General features: G+C 68.4%; 15 protein-coding genes. 3 read left to right on the top strand and 12 right to left on the bottom strand.

Annotated elements, in window-relative coordinates; genetic code table 11:
• Position 1: 1 nt before the first annotated feature.
• From F3J15_RS14965 to F3J15_RS14940, 6 genes are all read right to left on the bottom strand, one after another.
• Complete coding sequence (locus tag F3J15_RS14965; protein WP_166892022.1) at positions 2-1,336, bottom strand: aspartate aminotransferase family protein; 1,335 nt, start codon at positions 1,334-1,336, stop codon at positions 2-4.
• A 15-nt stretch (positions 1,337-1,351) separates the two neighbouring features.
• Positions 1,352-2,401 carry a C45 family peptidase gene (locus tag F3J15_RS14960; RefSeq protein WP_166892018.1) on the bottom strand — a complete coding sequence of 350 codons (1,050 nt, stop codon included), beginning with the start codon at positions 2,399-2,401 and terminating at the stop codon, positions 1,352-1,354.
• A gap of 19 nt (positions 2,402-2,420) precedes the next feature.
• Entirely contained in the window at positions 2,421-3,149 is a 729-nt protein-coding gene (gene glnQ / locus F3J15_RS14955) for a glutamine ABC transporter ATP-binding protein GlnQ (protein WP_011547980.1), read from the bottom strand.
• A complete protein-coding gene (gene glnP / locus F3J15_RS14950) occupies positions 3,146-3,802 on the bottom strand; it encodes a glutamine ABC transporter permease GlnP (protein WP_069251284.1) in 657 nt (218 codons plus the stop codon). The genes glnQ and glnP overlap by 4 nt, the downstream gene beginning before the upstream one ends.
• 66 nt (positions 3,803-3,868) lie before the next feature.
• Positions 3,869-4,621 (bottom strand): glutamine ABC transporter substrate-binding protein GlnH, encoded by a 753-nt coding sequence (glnH, locus tag F3J15_RS14945; protein WP_166892015.1) that lies wholly within the window; start codon positions 4,619-4,621, stop codon positions 3,869-3,871.
• 551 nt (positions 4,622-5,172) lie between these two features.
• On the bottom strand, positions 5,173-8,712 hold the full coding sequence (locus F3J15_RS14940; protein ID WP_166892012.1) for an ABC transporter ATP-binding protein: 3,540 nt from the start codon (positions 8,710-8,712) through the stop codon (positions 5,173-5,175).
• Positions 8,713-8,831: 119 nt separating this feature from the next.
• On the opposite strand from F3J15_RS14940, the gene F3J15_RS14935 reads away from it, so the two are divergent.
• The gene (locus F3J15_RS14935) at positions 8,832-9,830 is read left to right on the top strand and encodes a LysR family transcriptional regulator (RefSeq protein ID WP_166892009.1); all 999 of its coding nucleotides are present in this window, start codon (positions 8,832-8,834) and stop codon (positions 9,828-9,830) included.
• A gap of 27 nt (positions 9,831-9,857) precedes the next feature.
• Here the strand turns inward: F3J15_RS14935 and F3J15_RS14930 are convergent, their stop codons facing one another.
• Positions 9,858-10,229 (bottom strand): MAPEG family protein, encoded by a 372-nt coding sequence (locus F3J15_RS14930; protein WP_166892006.1) that lies wholly within the window; start codon positions 10,227-10,229, stop codon positions 9,858-9,860.
• 301 nt (positions 10,230-10,530) lie between these two features.
• Here F3J15_RS14930 and alr point away from each other — a divergent pair, with 301 nt between their 5' ends.
• Positions 10,531-11,652 carry an alanine racemase gene (alr, locus tag F3J15_RS14925; protein WP_166892003.1) on the top strand — a complete coding sequence of 374 codons (1,122 nt, stop codon included), beginning with the start codon at positions 10,531-10,533 and terminating at the stop codon, positions 11,650-11,652.
• 154 nt (positions 11,653-11,806) lie between these two features.
• On the opposite strand, the gene F3J15_RS14920 is transcribed toward alr, so the two are convergent.
• The 4 genes from F3J15_RS14920 to F3J15_RS14905 all read right to left on the bottom strand — a co-directional run bounded on the left by F3J15_RS14920 (position 11,807) and on the right by F3J15_RS14905 (position 14,408).
• Positions 11,807-12,601 (bottom strand): enoyl-CoA hydratase, encoded by a 795-nt coding sequence (locus tag F3J15_RS14920; protein WP_166892000.1) that lies wholly within the window; start codon positions 12,599-12,601, stop codon positions 11,807-11,809.
• Positions 12,602-12,745: 144 nt separating this feature from the next.
• Positions 12,746-13,198 carry a DUF3592 domain-containing protein gene (locus tag F3J15_RS14915; protein ID WP_166891997.1) on the bottom strand — a complete coding sequence of 151 codons (453 nt, stop codon included), beginning with the start codon at positions 13,196-13,198 and terminating at the stop codon, positions 12,746-12,748.
• Between the two features lie 10 nt (positions 13,199-13,208).
• Positions 13,209-13,358: a hypothetical protein gene (locus F3J15_RS14910; protein WP_166891994.1), complete on the bottom strand. Its 150-nt coding sequence runs from the start codon at positions 13,356-13,358 to the stop codon at positions 13,209-13,211.
• Between the two features lie 144 nt (positions 13,359-13,502).
• Positions 13,503-14,408 carry a LysR family transcriptional regulator gene (locus tag F3J15_RS14905; protein WP_166891991.1) on the bottom strand — a complete coding sequence of 302 codons (906 nt, stop codon included), beginning with the start codon at positions 14,406-14,408 and terminating at the stop codon, positions 13,503-13,505.
• Between the two features lie 90 nt (positions 14,409-14,498).
• Between F3J15_RS14905 and F3J15_RS14900 the strand changes: the two genes are divergently transcribed.
• Complete coding sequence (locus tag F3J15_RS14900) at positions 14,499-15,029, top strand: DMT family transporter (protein ID WP_166891988.1); 531 nt, start codon at positions 14,499-14,501, stop codon at positions 15,027-15,029.
• A gap of 40 nt (positions 15,030-15,069) precedes the next feature.
• On the opposite strand, the gene F3J15_RS14895 is transcribed toward F3J15_RS14900, so the two are convergent.
• Positions 15,070-15,435 (bottom strand): response regulator, encoded by a 366-nt coding sequence (locus tag F3J15_RS14895; protein WP_031401467.1) that lies wholly within the window; start codon positions 15,433-15,435, stop codon positions 15,070-15,072.
• Between the last annotated feature and the right edge of the window lie 28 nt (positions 15,436-15,463).

Genomic DNA, 15,463 nt, shown 5'->3' with positions numbered 1-15,463 from the left:
GTCACGCGCCGGCCGACGCGAGCGCCGCACCGATCGCGCCCGACAGCCGCTCGACGATCGTATCGATCTGCTGCGCGGTACAAATAAACGGCGGCGCGACCAGGATGTGATCGCCGTGAACGCCGTCGATCGTCCCGCCCATCGGATACACCATCAGGCCGCGCTGCATCGCCTCGCGCTTCACCGCCGCATGCAGCTTCAACGCGGGATCGAACGTCGCCTTGCTGTCGCGATCGCGGACGAGCTCGACACCGACGAACAGCCCGCGGCCGCGCACGTCGCCGACATGCGGATGCGCGCCGTAATGCTCGCGCAGCGACGCGCGCAGTTGCTCGCCGCGCGCCTTCACGTTGTCGAGCAGCTGCTCTTCGGCGATCACGCGCTGCACTTCGAGCGCGGCCGCGCATGCGGTCGCATGGCCGAGGTACGTGTGGCCGTGCTGAAAGAAACCCGAACCGTCGACGATCGTCCGGTAGATGCGGTCGCTGACGAGCGTCGCGCCGATCGGCTGGTAGCCCGCGCCGAGCCCTTTCGCGATCGTCAGCAGGTCGGGGGCGACGCCGTCTTCATCGCACGCGTACAGGTAGCCCGTGCGGCCCATCCCGGACATGATCTCGTCGAGGATCAGCAGCACGCCGTACTTGTCGCACACCGCGCGAACCTTCTTCAGGTACGTGCGGACCGGCGGCACCGCGCCGGCCGTTGCGCCCACCACCGTTTCCGCGACGAACGCCGCGACGTTTTCCGCGCCGAGTTCGACGATCTTCTGCTCGAGTTCGTCCGCCAGGCGTTGCGCATACGCTTCGTCGGTTTCACCCGCCTGCTGGTCGCGGTACGCATAACACGGGCTCACGTGGTGCGCCTCGATCAGCAGCGGCAGGAACGGCTCGCGCCGCCACGCATTGCCGCCGATCGCGAGCGCGCCGAGCGTGTTGCCGTGATAGCTCTGGCGTCGCGCGATGAAATGGCGGCGCTGCGGCTCGCCCTTCTCGACGAAATACTGGCGCGCGAGCTTCAGCGCGGCCTCGACCGCCTCGGAGCCGCCCGACACGAAATACACGTGTTCGAGGCCGGCCGGCGCGGCGTCGACGAGCCGGTCGGCCAGTTCCTCGGCCACGTCGGTCGTGAAGAACGACGTATGGGCGTATGCCAGTTGCTGCGCCTGCCGCTTGATCGCGTCGATCACGCGCTGGTTGCTGTGGCCGAGACACGAAACGGCCGCGCCGCCGCACGCGTCGATATAGCGTTTGCCGGTCGAGTCGATGATCTCGATACCGTCGCCTGCGACGGCAACGGGCAAGGTGGCGCGCGGAGCGCGATGGAAAACGGTCGTCATGCGTTGCCTCATGGATCAGGACGCGTCGTGCGCGCGTCCGGACGGCACGATGCGCGTCGCGAAACGCTGCGTGCCATGTTGGTGAACGGTGAAATCGATCGATGCCGCGCCGATCGCGAACACGGCGGTGGCCAGCGTGTTCTCGTCGTCGGGGTCGGCCGGATCGTCGCGGTAGATCGGCAGCCCTTCCGGCGCGCGATCGCCGAGCACGCGCAGCAGCGCGGCTTCGTCGATCGCGTCGATGGCGGGCGTGAGCGCATCGACGCGACGCTGGCGGTCGGCCGACGATTGCGTGACGATCTGCGCTTCCGCGTCGCAGCCCGGGTGCACGAGATGGTTCGCATGCCCCGTAAGCCGCGCGACGTCGACCACCGAACAGCGCGCGACGCTCGCCTCGATGCTCAGCAGCCGCGCATCGCCGGTCGCGCCCAGCGTGTGATGAAAGCCGCTCGCGCGCGCATGGCCGCGCAGCACGTCGGCCGCCGCGTCGAGCGACGTCGCATCGAGCACCGCGCGCGCGAGGATCATCCGCGGCACGCCCGCTGCCGGCGTGCGGATCCGCAGGTTGTTGATCGCCTGCGCGATGCCCGCGCGGTTCGCGGCAAAGGTATGGCCCGGCAGCGAACCGGGGTAATAGAAGCTGATGAAGCCGGGCTTGCCCGCCGGTTGCACGTCGACGAGCAGGCAGCGCTCGCGCAGGTACGGATCGCCGTCCTCGTTGTGCGCGATCCAGCGCGTGCCGGCCGCGTCGCGCGCGGCAAGCGTCGTGCAGCCGTCCGGCGCGTTGTGGATCAGCTCGCCACGGCAGTTCCACAGAAAGATGTCCTCGGCCGGCCAGCCGACACCCGCCGCGATCCCGTCCAGCTCCGCGACGAGATCCGGATACGCGGCCAGCGCAGCCTGCCGCAGCGCGGCGACGAACGGATGGCCGCGCCAGCGGCGCACGGCCTGCCACGCGCTGCTCTGCTGCATGTATTCGTCGAACACGGGGCGGGCGAGCTCGCCGAGGCGCACGCCGATGTCGAACGGCGCGCCGGCGATGACGGGGGAAAGGGAAAGCGGCATGTCGGTATTTCGGTTTCGTTCAGGACACGTGTTTCAGGAATTCCTTCAGGCGTGGCGTCGGCGGCCGGTCGATCAGGTCGACCGGATGGCCGTCCTCGGCAATCCCGCCCTGATCCATGAACAGCAAGCGTGTGCCGACCCGTTTCGCAAAGCCGATCTCGTGCGTGACGACGATCATCGTCATGCCTTCGGTCGCGAGATCCTGCATCACTTTCAGCACTTCGTGGCGCAATTCCGGATCGAGCGCCGACGTCGGTTCGTCGAACAGCATCAGCCGCGGCCGGATCGCGAGCGCACGCGCAATCGCGACGCGCTGCTGCTGGCCGCCCGACAGCTCCGACGGGTAATGATTCGCGCGCGATTCGAGGCCGACCTTGTCGAGCAGCGCCATCGCCTGGTCACGTGCGTCGGCGCGCGACGCGCCGCGCACCTGCATCGGCCCGAACATCACGTTCTCGAGCGCGGTCATTTGCGGGAACAGGTTGAACTGCTGGAACACCATGCCGGCTTCGAGCCGGATGTTGCGGATCGTCGTCGCGTTGCCGCGCACGCTCTGGCCGTCGACCAGCAGCTCGCCGCCGGTGATTTTCTCGAGCGCGTTGATACAGCGCAGCATCGTCGATTTGCCCGAGCCCGACGGGCCGACCACGACGACCACCTCGCCCGCGTCGATCTTCAGGTCGATGTTCTTCAGCACCGGCACATGGCCGAAGCTCTTCGACACGTTCTGGAATTCGATCATGCTCATAGAATCCTCATGCGCTTTTCAACGAGCCGAAGCGTCAGCGTCATCACGCCGGTCAGTATCAGGTAGATGACGGCCACCGCACTCCAGATCTCGACCGCCTGGAAATTGCCCGCGATGATTTCCTGTCCCTTGCGCGTCAGCTCGCCGACGCCGATCACGATGAACAGCGACGTGTCCTTCAGGCTCACGATGCACTGGTTGCCGAGCGGCGGAATCAACCGCCGGAACGCGAGCGGCCCGACGATCTTCAGCAGCACGCGCGGCATCGACAGGCCCATCGCGAGCCCCGCTTCCGTCAGCCCCTTCGGGATCGACAGCAGCGCGCCGCGCACCACTTCCGCGAGATACGCGCCGGAATTCACCGTGATCGCGATGATCGCGGCCGTCAGGCCGTCGATGCGGATATGCGCGAGCAGCGGCAGCGCGAAATACAGGAACATCACCTGCACGACGATCGGCGTGCCGCGAATCAATTCAATATAAACCTGTGCGAGCACGTTCATCGCCTTCGGTCCGTATGCGCGGAACATGCCCGCGACCATCCCGACGATGAAGCCGCCCACCAGCCCGAAAAATGCGATGAACACCGTCAACCGGACCCCGTCCATCAGGTCCGGCAACGCCGCCCAGATCGCCGACCAATCGAAATTCACTTGTCGCTCCCCGTTCGAATCAAGACCGGCGCGGCCACTCGGCCGCGCACTGTTGCGGCGTCACGCTCACATCTTCGGCGGCTCGGCGCCGAACCACTTCTTGTAGATCTGCGCGTAGCGGCCGTCGGCCTTGATCTTCACGAGCGACGCATTGACCTTCGGCACCAGCGCGCTGCCCTTCGGGAAGCCGATCCCGTACTTGTCGCCGCTGACCGGCTGGCCCGCGACCTTCACCTTGCCCTTGCCTTCGTTGTTCACGAAGAACAGCACGTTCGGCGTGTCGTGCATCGCCGCGTCGACGCGGCCGGCTTCGAGCGCGAGGTAGGCCTGGTCGATGTTCGGGAACTGGCGGATCTCCTTCGGCTTCAGGTGCGCCTTGATCCAGTCGATCGTCGCGGTGCCCGTTTTCGCGGCGATCACCTTGCCGTTCAGGTCGTCGATCGACTTGATCGTCGTGTTACCGGTCTGCACCATCGCCGCGAGGCCGCTGTCGTAGTACGGCGCGGAGAAGTCGATCGCCTTCTTCCGCTCCTCCTTGATCGTCATGCCCGACAGCGCGACGTCGATGTTCTGCGTCTGCAGCGCCGGGATCAGGCCCGCGAAATCCATCGGCTGGATCGTGTATTTCCAGCCCTGGTCCTTCGCGATCTCCGCCCACAGGTCGAGATCGAAGCCGACGTACTTGTCGCCCTGCTTGAACTCGAACGGCATGAACGACGTGTCGGTCCCGACGACGAGCGTCTTGGTATCCGCGTGCGCGAGGCTGGCGCCGAGCACGGCAACGACCGCGACGGCTTTCAGGAAGGAACGGCGACTCATGGTTTCTCTCCGCATGATTGAGCGATGTGACCGGCCAGCCGGCCGGCGGAACGACGACATCAAGCCGCACCGCAACATGCGATGTCGAATTAGACCGTAGTGCAACAAGTGTTGTCAATGGCGATACTACGACAACAAAAAAGTCCGCAACGGATAAATGCATCGAGACAAACCCGCGGCGCGCGGGGCGGATAAATCGGAGGAAAGGGAAAGCGGCTCCGGGGCGAAGCGGCCGGGCTGGGTCGCGCTGCGCCGGCCGACGGCGGCGTCTGATGGGCAGTTGGCAGTGACTGGGGACTGGCCGGGAGGGTTTGCCGTCAACGGCACATCACGCGCGAGAGGAGCATGACGGCGCGACTGGCCGGACAACTGCCGCCGCCGCGCGTTTGTCGGCGCGTTTGTCGGCGCGGATCGTCGGCGCTTCGGCGCGGCGTCGTGCCGTGCCGGTGCGGCCGCCCCCGCAACGCCGGCAATCGCCGGCGCGGTTCAACGCATGTTGCGGAATGCGCGCGGCCCCGCCGGCCGGCCGCGCGCCTCCGATGCAGCGTCGCTTACGCCGCCACCCCGCTCGCCTGATGCGACACGAGCCGCGCATACGCGCCCTGCCGCGCCATCAGGTCCGCATGCCGTCCGGCCTCGATCACGCCGCCGTGCTCCATGACGAGAATCAGGTCGGCATTGCGCACGGTCGACAGCCGGTGCGCGATGATGATCGACGTGCGCTGCGTCATCAGGTCTTCCAGCGCCGCGCGGATCTGCTGCTCGCTGATCGTGTCCAGATGGGACGTCGCTTCGTCGAGGATCAGCACCGGCGCATCCTTGAGGAACGCGCGTGCAATCGCGACACGCTGGCGCTGGCCGCCCGACAGCTGCACGCCGCGCTCGCCGACGCGCGTCGCGAGTCCGTCCGGCAGCCGCGCGACGAAGTCGCCGAGCGCCGCATGGTCGATCGCGCGCTGCACGTCCGCGTCGGACGCATCGCCCGCGGCGAGCCGGATGTTCGCTTCGAGCGTGTCGTTGAACAGGTAGGTATCCTGCGCAACCAGCGCGATGTGCTGCCGCAGGTCGTCGAGCCGCAGGTCGCGCAGGTCGACGCCGCCGAGCGTCACGCGGCCCTGCTGCGGATCCCAGAAGCGCAGCAGCAGGCTCGCGACCGTCGACTTGCCGGCGCCCGACGCACCGACCAGCGCGACCGTGCTGCCGGGCGGCACCTCGAAGCTCACGCGGTCGATCGCGGGTACGCTGCGGCCCGGGTACGTGAAGGACGCGGCCTCGAAACGCACCGCCGAATCGGCAGGCATCGCATGCGTGCCGTCCGTCACCGGCACCGGCTCCTTCTCCAGCGCACGCAAGCGGCGCGTCGATGCGATCGTGTCGGCGAGCTGGCGCGCGACCTGGCCGATTTCGGCCACCGGCATGAACGCGGCCACCGCCACCAGCACCAGCAGCGGCAACGACTCGCGCGGAAACCAGCCGCGTGCGCACAGCAGCGCACCAAGCGCCGCGACGACCAGCCCGCCGAGCCCGCTCGCGACTTCCAGCGCGGCGCTTTGCGCCGACAGATCGTCGAGCAGCTTTGCGCGTTGCTTGCGGTACGCGTCGACTTCGGCCACGAACGCTGCGCGCCGGCGCGCAACGGCCTGGAACGCGGTCAGCTCCGCGAGCCCCTGGATCGTTTCGGTCAGGTGCGCGCCGAGCTGGCCGAGCGCTTCGCGCGCGCCGGTGCCGAGCCGGTCGACGTCGCGCCGCGCCAGCACCGGCGCGAGCCCGGCCCACAGCAGGAACGGCAGCAGCACGAGCGCGAGCGGCCAGGCAACCGACGCGAGCAGCACCAGCACGGCAGCCGGCACGAGCACCGCGACGAACGCCGGCGCCAGCGTGTGCGCATAGAAATACTCGACGGTCTCGACGTCCTGCGTCGCGAGCGACACGAGATCGCCGGAACGACGGCGCAGCAGCCCGGCCGGCGCGAGACGCTCGAGCGTCGCGAACAGCGCGATGCGCATTTCCGCGAGCAGCCGGTACGCCATGTCGTGCGCGAGCCACGATTCGAGCCAGTGCAGCACGGCCGCCACGGGCGCGATCACGAGCAGCGCGGTGACGAGCGTCGGGCTCACGTGGCCGCCAGGTACCGCACCGACCACCAGCGCGCCGATCACGCCGACGCCGATGAACGCGAGCACGCGGCCGATCCCGAACAGCACCGTCAGCACGACCTTGCCCGTCCACGGACGCACGAAGCGCAACAGCGTCTGCAGGGTTTCCGGCCAGCCGATCTCCGCCGCATCGTCGTTCAACGGCCGCACCTGCGGGCCCGACGACGCGCGCGCGGTCGCGCCGGCCGTCGCCGCCACACCGACCGATTCGGCGACCGCTTCCAGTTGCGGCCCCATCAGCCGGCGATACGGGCCGTCGCGCGCGATCAGCGCCGCGTGCGTGCCCTCGTCGACCACCTGCCCCTGGTCGAGCACCAGGATGCGATCGGCGCCGATCACGCTGGACAGCCGGTGCGCGAGCACGAGCGTGGTCCGCCCGCGCGTGAGCCGGTCGAGCGCCTGCTGGATCAGCGCTTCGTTCTCCGCGTCGACCGACGACAGCGCCTCGTCGAGCAACAGGATCGGCGCATCGCGCAGCAGCGCGCGGGCAATCGCGAGGCGCTGGCGCTGGCCGCCCGACAACATGAGTCCGCGTTCGCCGATGCGCGTCGCGTAGCCGTCGGGCAGCGCCGCAATGAAATCGTGTGCGTTGGCCGCGCGCGCGGCGGCGATCATGTCCGCATCGCTCGCGTCGGGGCGGCCGAGCCGCAGGTTGTCGGCCACGCTGCCGTCGAACAGCGTCGCATCCTGCGCGACGACCGCGATCATCTCGCGCACCTGGCCGGCATCGAGCGTGCGCACGTCGCGGCCGCCGATGCGGATCGCGCCGCCCTGCGCATCGTGCTGCCGCAGCAGCAGGCGCACGATGGTCGACTTGCCCGCGCCGCTCGATCCGACGATCGCCACCGTCTCGCCTTCGCGAACCGAGAAGCTCAGTGCCGCATGCGCGTCCGCGCGACGCCCCGGATACGCGAAGCTGACGGCGTCGAACGCGATCTCCGGCCGCAGTCCCGTTACACGCGGCGCGTCGGTGGCCGGTGCATGGCTATCCGCGTCGAGCAGCGCGTGGATCGCATTCGCCGCCGACTGGCCGATCATCCCCTGGTGCAGCACGGAACGCAGGTCGCGCAGCGGCCGGAAGATTTCGCTGCCGGCCATCAGCACGATCAGCAGCGCCTCGAGGCTCATGTCGCCGTGCCGCACGCGCCACGCGCCGACCGCGATCGCGGCGGCCGCGCCGAGGCCGGTGCCGAGATCGGTGAAGAGCCGCGTCAGCAGGCCGAGCGCGAGCACCCAGAACGTGCTGTCGGACAGCGCGCGCGCCTTCGCGGCCAGCTTCGCGCCGAATGCCGTGCTTTGCCCGAACGCCTTCAGCGTCGGCAAGCCTTGCACCGCGTCGAGAAACTCCTCGCCGAACGCCTTGAACGCGGCCGAGCGCGCGAGCGCCGCACGCTTGTCGGCGCGATGCACGAGCTGCGGCAACGCGAGCGTGACGAGCGCGGCGACCAGCAGGATCGCGGCCGTCGGCACGTCCCACCACGCGAGCACCGCGAAGATCATCACCGGCGCACAGGCGGCGATCACGAGCTGCGGCAGGTAGGTGCCGAAAAAGGTCTGCAATTGTTCGACGCCATCGACGACGGCCAGCATCACGCCGCCCGTGCGTTCGCCGCTGAACCACGCGGGGCCGAGCGCGGCGATCCGGTCGAACAGCCGCGCGCGCAACGTGGCCTGCACGCGCCCGGCCGTGTGCTGCGCGAGCACCGTGCGGCGATGGTCGAGCCACGCGCGCAGCAGCACGCAGGCCGCCGTTGCAACGACGGCTTCGCCGATGCTGCGTGCCGGCGCGCCGGAAAAGACCAGCGCCAGCACGCGGCCGAGAAAGACGAAACGCAGAATCCCGACACCCATCGCGAGCAGGCCGAGCGCGACGGCCGCGGCCACCCGCCAGCGCAGTCCCGCCATCATTGCCCATAGTCGTCGGTCGAAATACATGAAGCCCTCCGGTCGTGTCCGATGATGTTTTTTGTTGACCGGATCGAGGCTACCCGCGCGGCCCGTGCGCGGCAAAAGATGATTTTTCAACGGGTGTTGAGTCAACTACAATACCCCGCATGTCGCACCTCCCTCCCCTCAGCGCATTGCGAGCTTTCGAGGCGGCCGTCCGCCTCGGCGGGTTCGCGCGCGCGGCGGCGGAGCTGAACGTGTCGACGAGCGCAGTCAGTCACCAGATTCGCGCACTCGAGGAATCGCTCGGCGCGCGGCTGCTCGAACGCAGCACGGGGCTCGGCGGCATCAGCCTCACGCCGGCCGGCGCCCGCCTGCTGCCGGCTGTCAGCGTTGCGCTGTCGCGGCTGACCGACGCCTGTGCCGAGATTCGCGGCACCGCGCAACGGCTCACCGTATCCGCCAACGCGCCGTTTTCGGCGATGTGGCTCGCACGCCGCCTCGCGGAATTCTCGTCACTTCATCCCGACACGCCGCTGCATGCCGTCGTGCTCGACGACGAACCGGATTTCGCGCGCAGCGGCGTCGATCTGGCGATCGTGCACGTGCCCGCGCACCGGCTGCAGGCCGACGACGACATCCTGCTGCAGGAAACGGTGTTCCCGGTATGCAGCCCCGAACTGCATCCGTATGCCTCCGTGAACGTGTGCCGCTCCCGGCTGCTTCAGGAGATGCACGAAAACAGCCCCGAAATCGACTGGCGCAACTGGTCCGCCGAGTTCGGCCTGCCGGGCGACTTCGAGACGAAGATCGTCCGCTACAGCAGTTTCAGCCAGGTAATCGGCGCGGCGGTCGGCGGCGCGGGCATCGCGCTCGGCCGCGCGCCGCTGATCGAGCCCGAGCTGCGCAGCGGGCGCCTCGTGCCACTGAGGCCGGGCCTCGAACGCGCCGCGTCGTGGCGCTTCGTGCTGCGCCGCAACCCGTCGACGCGGCACCGGCTGCTCGATCCGCTGATCGCGTTCCTGCGCCGCGAAGCCGAAGCCGAAGCCGAAGCCGAAGCCGAAGCGGACGCGGACGCGGAAGCAACGCCGATCACGGGCCCGATCGTTGCGCCCGCATCCAACGACAGTCTCGTGCGCGGCACGGGCGGCGCGACCGGCAAGTAACGCACCGGCCTCGCCCGCATGCGCCGCTTACGGCGCAGCGAAAAACAACGCCACCACGCACGCCATCCCGCCGAACCACACGAGCGAACGCAGCGACGCCCAGTTCAGCAGGTACATCAGCGTGTAGACGATGCGGATCGCGACGAACGCCATCGCCAGTTGGTCGACGCGATGCACGTTCGCGCCGTTGTGCCATGCCACCACCAGCGCGGCCGTGAACAGCGCGAGCGCCTCCCATGCGTTCTGGTGCGCGGCCTGCGCGCGGGCGCGCCAGCCTTCGAGCTTCGCCAGGTAGTCGCGCGGCGTGCGGTTGTCGTAGCCTTTGCGGGCCTTCGCGAGAAACGTCATCGGGAACGGCAACAGCGCCACGATGAACAGGCACAGCTGGGACGTCGTCATCAAAAGTCTCCTCCTTTATGATTACATTGAGCAATGACAAGATCGCCGAGAGCTTAGCATTGCGTCGTGCTGTTCGCGCACCGGTTTTCTAGACGGGAGACTCGGCGACGCGGCCCGTCGACTGCCGCGACGCACCGGGTTCGACACCAAAATTTCCACCAAATCATCGACAAAAACGTTAATTAAAACTGGTCGAACACCAATAAGATAGCGCTCAACACTGGCCCGGCGCGTTGTCGCGCCCGGCCGCCGAACCCGCGCCGCCACGCGCGCCGAACGACATCCGATCCGAGACATCGCCATGCCCCGTCCCATCGTCGCCCATATCCGCCCTGACGCCATCCGCCACAACCTCGACTTCATCCGCCGCACCGCCGCGCAATCGCGCGTGTGGGGCGTGGTCAAGGCCGATGCGTACGGCCACGGCATCGAGCGGATCTACCCGGGCCTCGCTGCCGCCGACGGCATCGCACTGCTCGATCTCGACGAAGCCGTGCGCGTGCGGGAACTCGGCTGGGACAAGCCCGTGCTGCTGCTCGAAGGGATCTTCGAGCCGGCCGACGTCGAGCTGGCCGATCGCCACCGCCTGACGGTGGCCGTGCACTGCGACGAGCAGCTCGACCTGCTGATCGCCGCAAAGCCGCAGCAGCCGATCGACATCCAGCTCAAGATGAACTCCGGGATGAACCGGCTCGGCTACCGCCCCGCCGTTTTCCGTGCCGCATGGGAGCGCGCGGCGAGCGCGCCGTCGATCGGCAAGATCACGCTGATGATGCATTTCGCGAACGCCGACGAAGGCGAAGTCGACTGGCAGCTCGACCAGTTCGATGCGGCGACGGCGGGGATTCCGGGCGAGCGCTCGACGTCGAATTCGGCCGCCGTGCTGTGGCATCCGCGTGCGCACCGCGACTGGGTGCGGCCCGGCACGATCCTGTACGGTGCATCGCCGACGGGTGCGGCGCGCGATATCGCCGATACGCCGCTGATGGCCGCGATGACGCTGACGAGCAAGATCATCGGCGTGCAGACGCTGTCGCCGGAAGAGACCGTCGGCTACGGCCGCCGCTTCACGGCCGACCGGCCGATGCGGATCGGCGTCGTCGCGTGCGGCTATGCGGACGGCTATCCGCGCCACGCACCGACCGGCACGCCGATCGCGGTGGACGGCGTGATGACGCGCGTCGTCGGCCGCGTGTCGATGGACATGCTGACTGTCGATCTCACGCCGTGCCCGAACGCGGGCATCGGGTCGAGTGTCGAGCTGTGGGGCGACCAGGTGAAGGTGGATGACGTGGCGGAAGCGAGCGGCACGATCGGCTACGAGCTGATGTGCGCGCTCGCGCGCCGCGTGCCGGTCGTGATCGTGCCGCCGGGTGCGTCGAGCGAGCAGCCGACGCTGCGGACCGGGAGCTACGGGCGCTGACCGGCGGAGAAGCGGCGACGCACACGCTGTTGCGGCGCCTGACGTGCGCTTCGGTTGCGGGTCGCCTTCGGGCGGCCCGTTTGCATTTCAGTGTGAGCGAAAGGCGTGGGTGACGCCCCTTCCGCTTCACTCGCCACGCTCCGCCAGTGACGCACTACGAACGCCACGTCGGCTTGCGCTTCTCGAGGAACGCGTCGATCCCTTCGCCCGTGTCCTCCTCCATCATGTTGCGCGCCATCACGTCGCCCGCATACGCATAGGCTTCGTCGAGCGGCAACTCGCGCTGGCGATAGAACATCTGCTTGCCGTACCGCACCGCGGCCGGGCTCTTCGCGACGATCTCCGCGACCTTGCGCGCAACGGCCGCATCGAGCGCATCCTCGGGCACGGCCTCGTTGACGAGGCCCCACGCGGCGGCCGTTGCCGCGTCGACGAAGCGCCCGGTCACGAGCATGTCGAACGCGCGCTTCGCCGTGACGTTGCGGCTCAACGCAACGGCCGGCGTCGAACAGAACAGTCCGACGTTGATGCCCGATACCGCGAAGCGCGCGGTGTCGGCCGCGATCGCCAGGTCGCACGCGGCGACGAGCTGACAGCCGGCCGCCGTCGCAATGCCGTGCACGCGCGCGATCACCGGCACCGGTAACGCGCGCATCGCGAGCATCACGCGGCTGCACTGTGCGAACAGCGTGCGGTAGTAATCGAGTTCGGGCTTGCTGCGCATCTGCCGCAGGTCGTGTCCCGCGCAGAACGCCTTGCCTTCCGCGGCCAGCACGACGCAGCGCACGTGCGGATCGGCAGCCAGCGACTCGAACGCATCGTGCAGGCTCGCCAGCATCGCCTCGGACAGTGCATTGAATTGCTGCGGACGGTTCAGCCGCAGCGTGACGACGCCGTCGTGCGCGTCGCGCAACAGGATCGGCTCGGCAGTCTCTTGATCGGATTTCATGATGTTCCGCTCGATGGGGTTCGGCAGGATTCGATGCGGCACGAATACGTGGCGATGATGCGTGCACGTTCCCGGCACCGTGGTGATGAAATGCTCCTCCACATTCCGTGCGACGTCCAGTCGTGGTGCAGCAGGCTCACACGGTCACGTCCGCTTGCGCCCGCCGCGCCACGCGCGCACGCCCGAGCGCAGTTGACTGGCGCCGACGAGGAAAAAGACGGCGCCCATCCCGCCGAAGGTCAGTACACCACCCCAGATCGCGCCGAACGTATTCATCCGCGCCGTCATATGGGGCGCATCGGGTGCGTAGCGCACCTCGACCGTCGCGCCATCCTCCACGCTGACCTCGCCGCCCTGCGGGTATTCGACGTGCTCACCCGCGAGCGTCGTGAACGCGATCTCCGGATGATGCGGGCCCGCGTTCAGCTTGATGACGCGCCCCGGCACGACGACCGACGTCCGCAGGAATTCGCGCGTCGACTGCGCGTACAGGGCAGCGCCGATCAGCAGGCACGTACCGACGACGGTAAAGACGACGCCCTTCGCGATCAGCGTTTCCGTCTGCTGCGCGTCGGTGCGGCCGGATCCAGATACCATTCCGTTCACCTCAAGGACGCGACTGATAGAACGACACGTCGATCTTCGACTGCGTCTTGCAGCGGTACATCACACCGCGCCCCGTTTCGTCGGTCACGCCTTCATACGGGCCGTTGCATGCGGCGCGCACGAGCGCCGCCCGATCGATCCTGATTGCCATGGGAAGGTGTCCCGTTCCTGATTGTTGTGGATGCCGTGCGTGCTGTGCAGGTCGCGCAGGCACGCCGCCCTCGGCATCCGGCAGGATACGGAGATCGCGGCACGCTGTAAATTGCGTGCGCGCCCCGCCGGCCACCCCGCGCGGCTACCCGCCGCTCGCGACGCGCGCGATCGTCTGCCGCAGCCAGATGTGCGCGGCGTCGCCGTGCCGGCGCTCGTGCCAGTGCTGCGCGAACTCGAAGGCATCGATCGGGAACGGCGGCTCGAACACGCGCAGCCGTGCATCGTCGCGCACGCGGTCGAGGTTGCGCCGCGCGACGGTCAGCACGAGGTCGGTGCCGGCAATCAGGTCGTTCGCCACACCCCAGAACGGCAGGATCACCGCGATGTGCCTCTCGCGCCGTAGCCGCGCGAGCGCGCGATCGACTTCGTTGTCCATCCCGTCGCGCATCGCGACGAGCGCATGCGGCCGGGCGAGCCACGCATCGAGCGCGAGTTCGCCGCGGCGCGGTAGGCGGCTCGCATCGGCCACGCACGCGAACGATTCGACGAACAGCGGTTGCGCGTGCAGGTCGCGCTGCATCGCGGGCAGCACGCCGAGCGCGAGATCGACCTCGCCGTCCATCAGCTGCATCCGCATCGCCTCGCGCGTGGCCTGCGACACGATCAGCTCGATGCCCGGCGCGTCGGCGCGCAGCGTCTTCACCAGCGCCGGCAGCACGATCCGCGCGCCGTAGTCGGACATCGCGATGCGAAACACGCGCGAGGCCGCGGACGGATCGAACGCCGGCGGCTCGATCAGCGCGCCGAGCCGGCCGAGGACGTCGTTCAGCGGTTCGACCAGTTCGTTCGCACGCGCGGTGAGCGCGAGCCGGCCCGCGCGCCGCACGAGCAACGGATCGTCGAAGATTTCGCGCAGCCGCGCGAGCGCGTGGCTCACGGCCGGCTGGCTGCGGTGCAGCCGGACGGCGGCACGCGAGATGTGTTTTTCGCTCAGCAACACGTGCAGCGTCACGAGCAGGTTCAGGTCGATACGCGCCAGATTATTCATGGAAGGAATATGAAGCATCCGAAGAACGAATTTCCATTCGTGATCTTAATGGACAACAATCATTTCAACATCCTTTCACGACCGACCAAGATGACGACTTCCCTGTCCTTCGCCACCCTTCCGCTCACCGTCGCGGCCTTCGTCGCCGGCGCGCTCGTGCCGCTGCAAGGCGGCAGCAATGCCGCGCTCGGGCGCGCGCTCGGCCACCCGCTGTGGGCGAGCGTCGCGTCGCTGACGGTCAGCCTGCTCGCCGTGCTGCCCGTGCTGCTGGCCACCCGGGCGAACGCGCCGCTCGTCGGCGACGCGCTGCAGCGCCCGCTGTGGATGTGGCTCGGCGGCCTCGCGGGTGTGATCTACATCACGCTCGCGCTGATCCTGACGCCGCGGCTCGGCGCGACGACCTTCATCGTCTGCGTCGTCGCCGGGCAAATGCTCGCGTCGCTGCTGATCGACCACTACGGGCTGATGGGGCTCGCGCAGCGGCTCGCGACACCCGGCCGCATCGCGGGCGTCGCGCTGATCTTCGCGGGGATGATCGTCGTGCAATGGCAGACGCCCGCGCCACGCGTGCCGGCCGCTTCCGGCGGTGCGGCAGCCGCGCAACCCGAACCGCAGCGCTGAATGCGCGGGCGGTCGCGGGTGCGCCGCGGCCCGACGGGCGTCAGCCCGCGAGCTTCTTCAGCGCGTCGAGCACCGCGTCGCCCTTGAACGGCTTCACGATCCAGCCCTTCACGCCGGCGGCTTTGCCGCGCTCCTTCATCGCCGGGCTGCTTTCGGTCGTCAGCATCACGACGTTGACCGTCGCGTTCGCCAGTTCGCCGCGGATCTTCTCGACCATCGTCAGGCCGTCCATGTTCGGCATGTTCACGTCGCTGATCACGAGGCGCACGCCGGGCGTCGCCTTGAGCTTCGCGAGCCCGTCCTTGCCGTCGACGGCCGTCGCGACGTCGAGCCCGTGATTGCGCAGGAAGCCCGCGACCTCGTCGCGCACCGTGCCCGAATCGTCGACCACCAGAATCTTTGCCATGTCGTATTCCCCTTCCTTTCCTTGTTGC

The organism is Burkholderia sp. Ap-955 (genome assembly GCF_011753045.1).
Lineage (GTDB): Bacteria > Pseudomonadota > Gammaproteobacteria > Burkholderiales > Burkholderiaceae > Burkholderia > Burkholderia lata_D.
Note: the sequence above shows the minus strand (reverse complement) of the source record. Positions and strands in the feature narration are given on the sequence as shown.

Excerpts from the sequence above, each read along its gene's own strand:
- F3J15_RS14965 (WP_166892022.1), bottom strand. The coding sequence starts at position 1,336 with ATGACGACCGTTTTCCATCGCGCTCCGCGCGCCACCTTGCCCGTTGCC.
- F3J15_RS14960 (WP_166892018.1), bottom strand. The coding sequence starts at position 2,401 with ATGCCGCTTTCCCTTTCCCCCGTCATCGCCGGCGCGCCGTTCGACATC.
- glnQ (WP_011547980.1), bottom strand. The coding sequence starts at position 3,149 with ATGAGCATGATCGAATTCCAGAACGTGTCGAAGAGCTTCGGCCATGTG.
- glnH (WP_166892015.1), bottom strand. The coding sequence starts at position 4,621 with ATGAGTCGCCGTTCCTTCCTGAAAGCCGTCGCGGTCGTTGCCGTGCTC.
- F3J15_RS14940 (WP_166892012.1), bottom strand. The coding sequence starts at position 8,712 with ATGTATTTCGACCGACGACTATGGGCAATGATGGCGGGACTGCGCTGG.
- F3J15_RS14935 (WP_166892009.1), top strand. The coding sequence starts at position 8,832 with ATGTCGCACCTCCCTCCCCTCAGCGCATTGCGAGCTTTCGAGGCGGCC.
- F3J15_RS14930 (WP_166892006.1), bottom strand. The coding sequence starts at position 10,229 with ATGACGACGTCCCAGCTGTGCCTGTTCATCGTGGCGCTGTTGCCGTTC.
- alr (WP_166892003.1), top strand. The coding sequence starts at position 10,531 with ATGCCCCGTCCCATCGTCGCCCATATCCGCCCTGACGCCATCCGCCAC.
- F3J15_RS14920 (WP_166892000.1), bottom strand. The coding sequence starts at position 12,601 with ATGAAATCCGATCAAGAGACTGCCGAGCCGATCCTGTTGCGCGACGCG.
- F3J15_RS14915 (WP_166891997.1), bottom strand. The coding sequence starts at position 13,198 with ATGGTATCTGGATCCGGCCGCACCGACGCGCAGCAGACGGAAACGCTG.
- F3J15_RS14910 (WP_166891994.1), bottom strand. The coding sequence starts at position 13,358 with ATGGCAATCAGGATCGATCGGGCGGCGCTCGTGCGCGCCGCATGCAAC.
- F3J15_RS14905 (WP_166891991.1), bottom strand. The coding sequence starts at position 14,408 with ATGAATAATCTGGCGCGTATCGACCTGAACCTGCTCGTGACGCTGCAC.
- F3J15_RS14900 (WP_166891988.1), top strand. The coding sequence starts at position 14,499 with ATGACGACTTCCCTGTCCTTCGCCACCCTTCCGCTCACCGTCGCGGCC.
- F3J15_RS14895 (WP_031401467.1), bottom strand. The coding sequence starts at position 15,435 with ATGGCAAAGATTCTGGTGGTCGACGATTCGGGCACGGTGCGCGACGAG.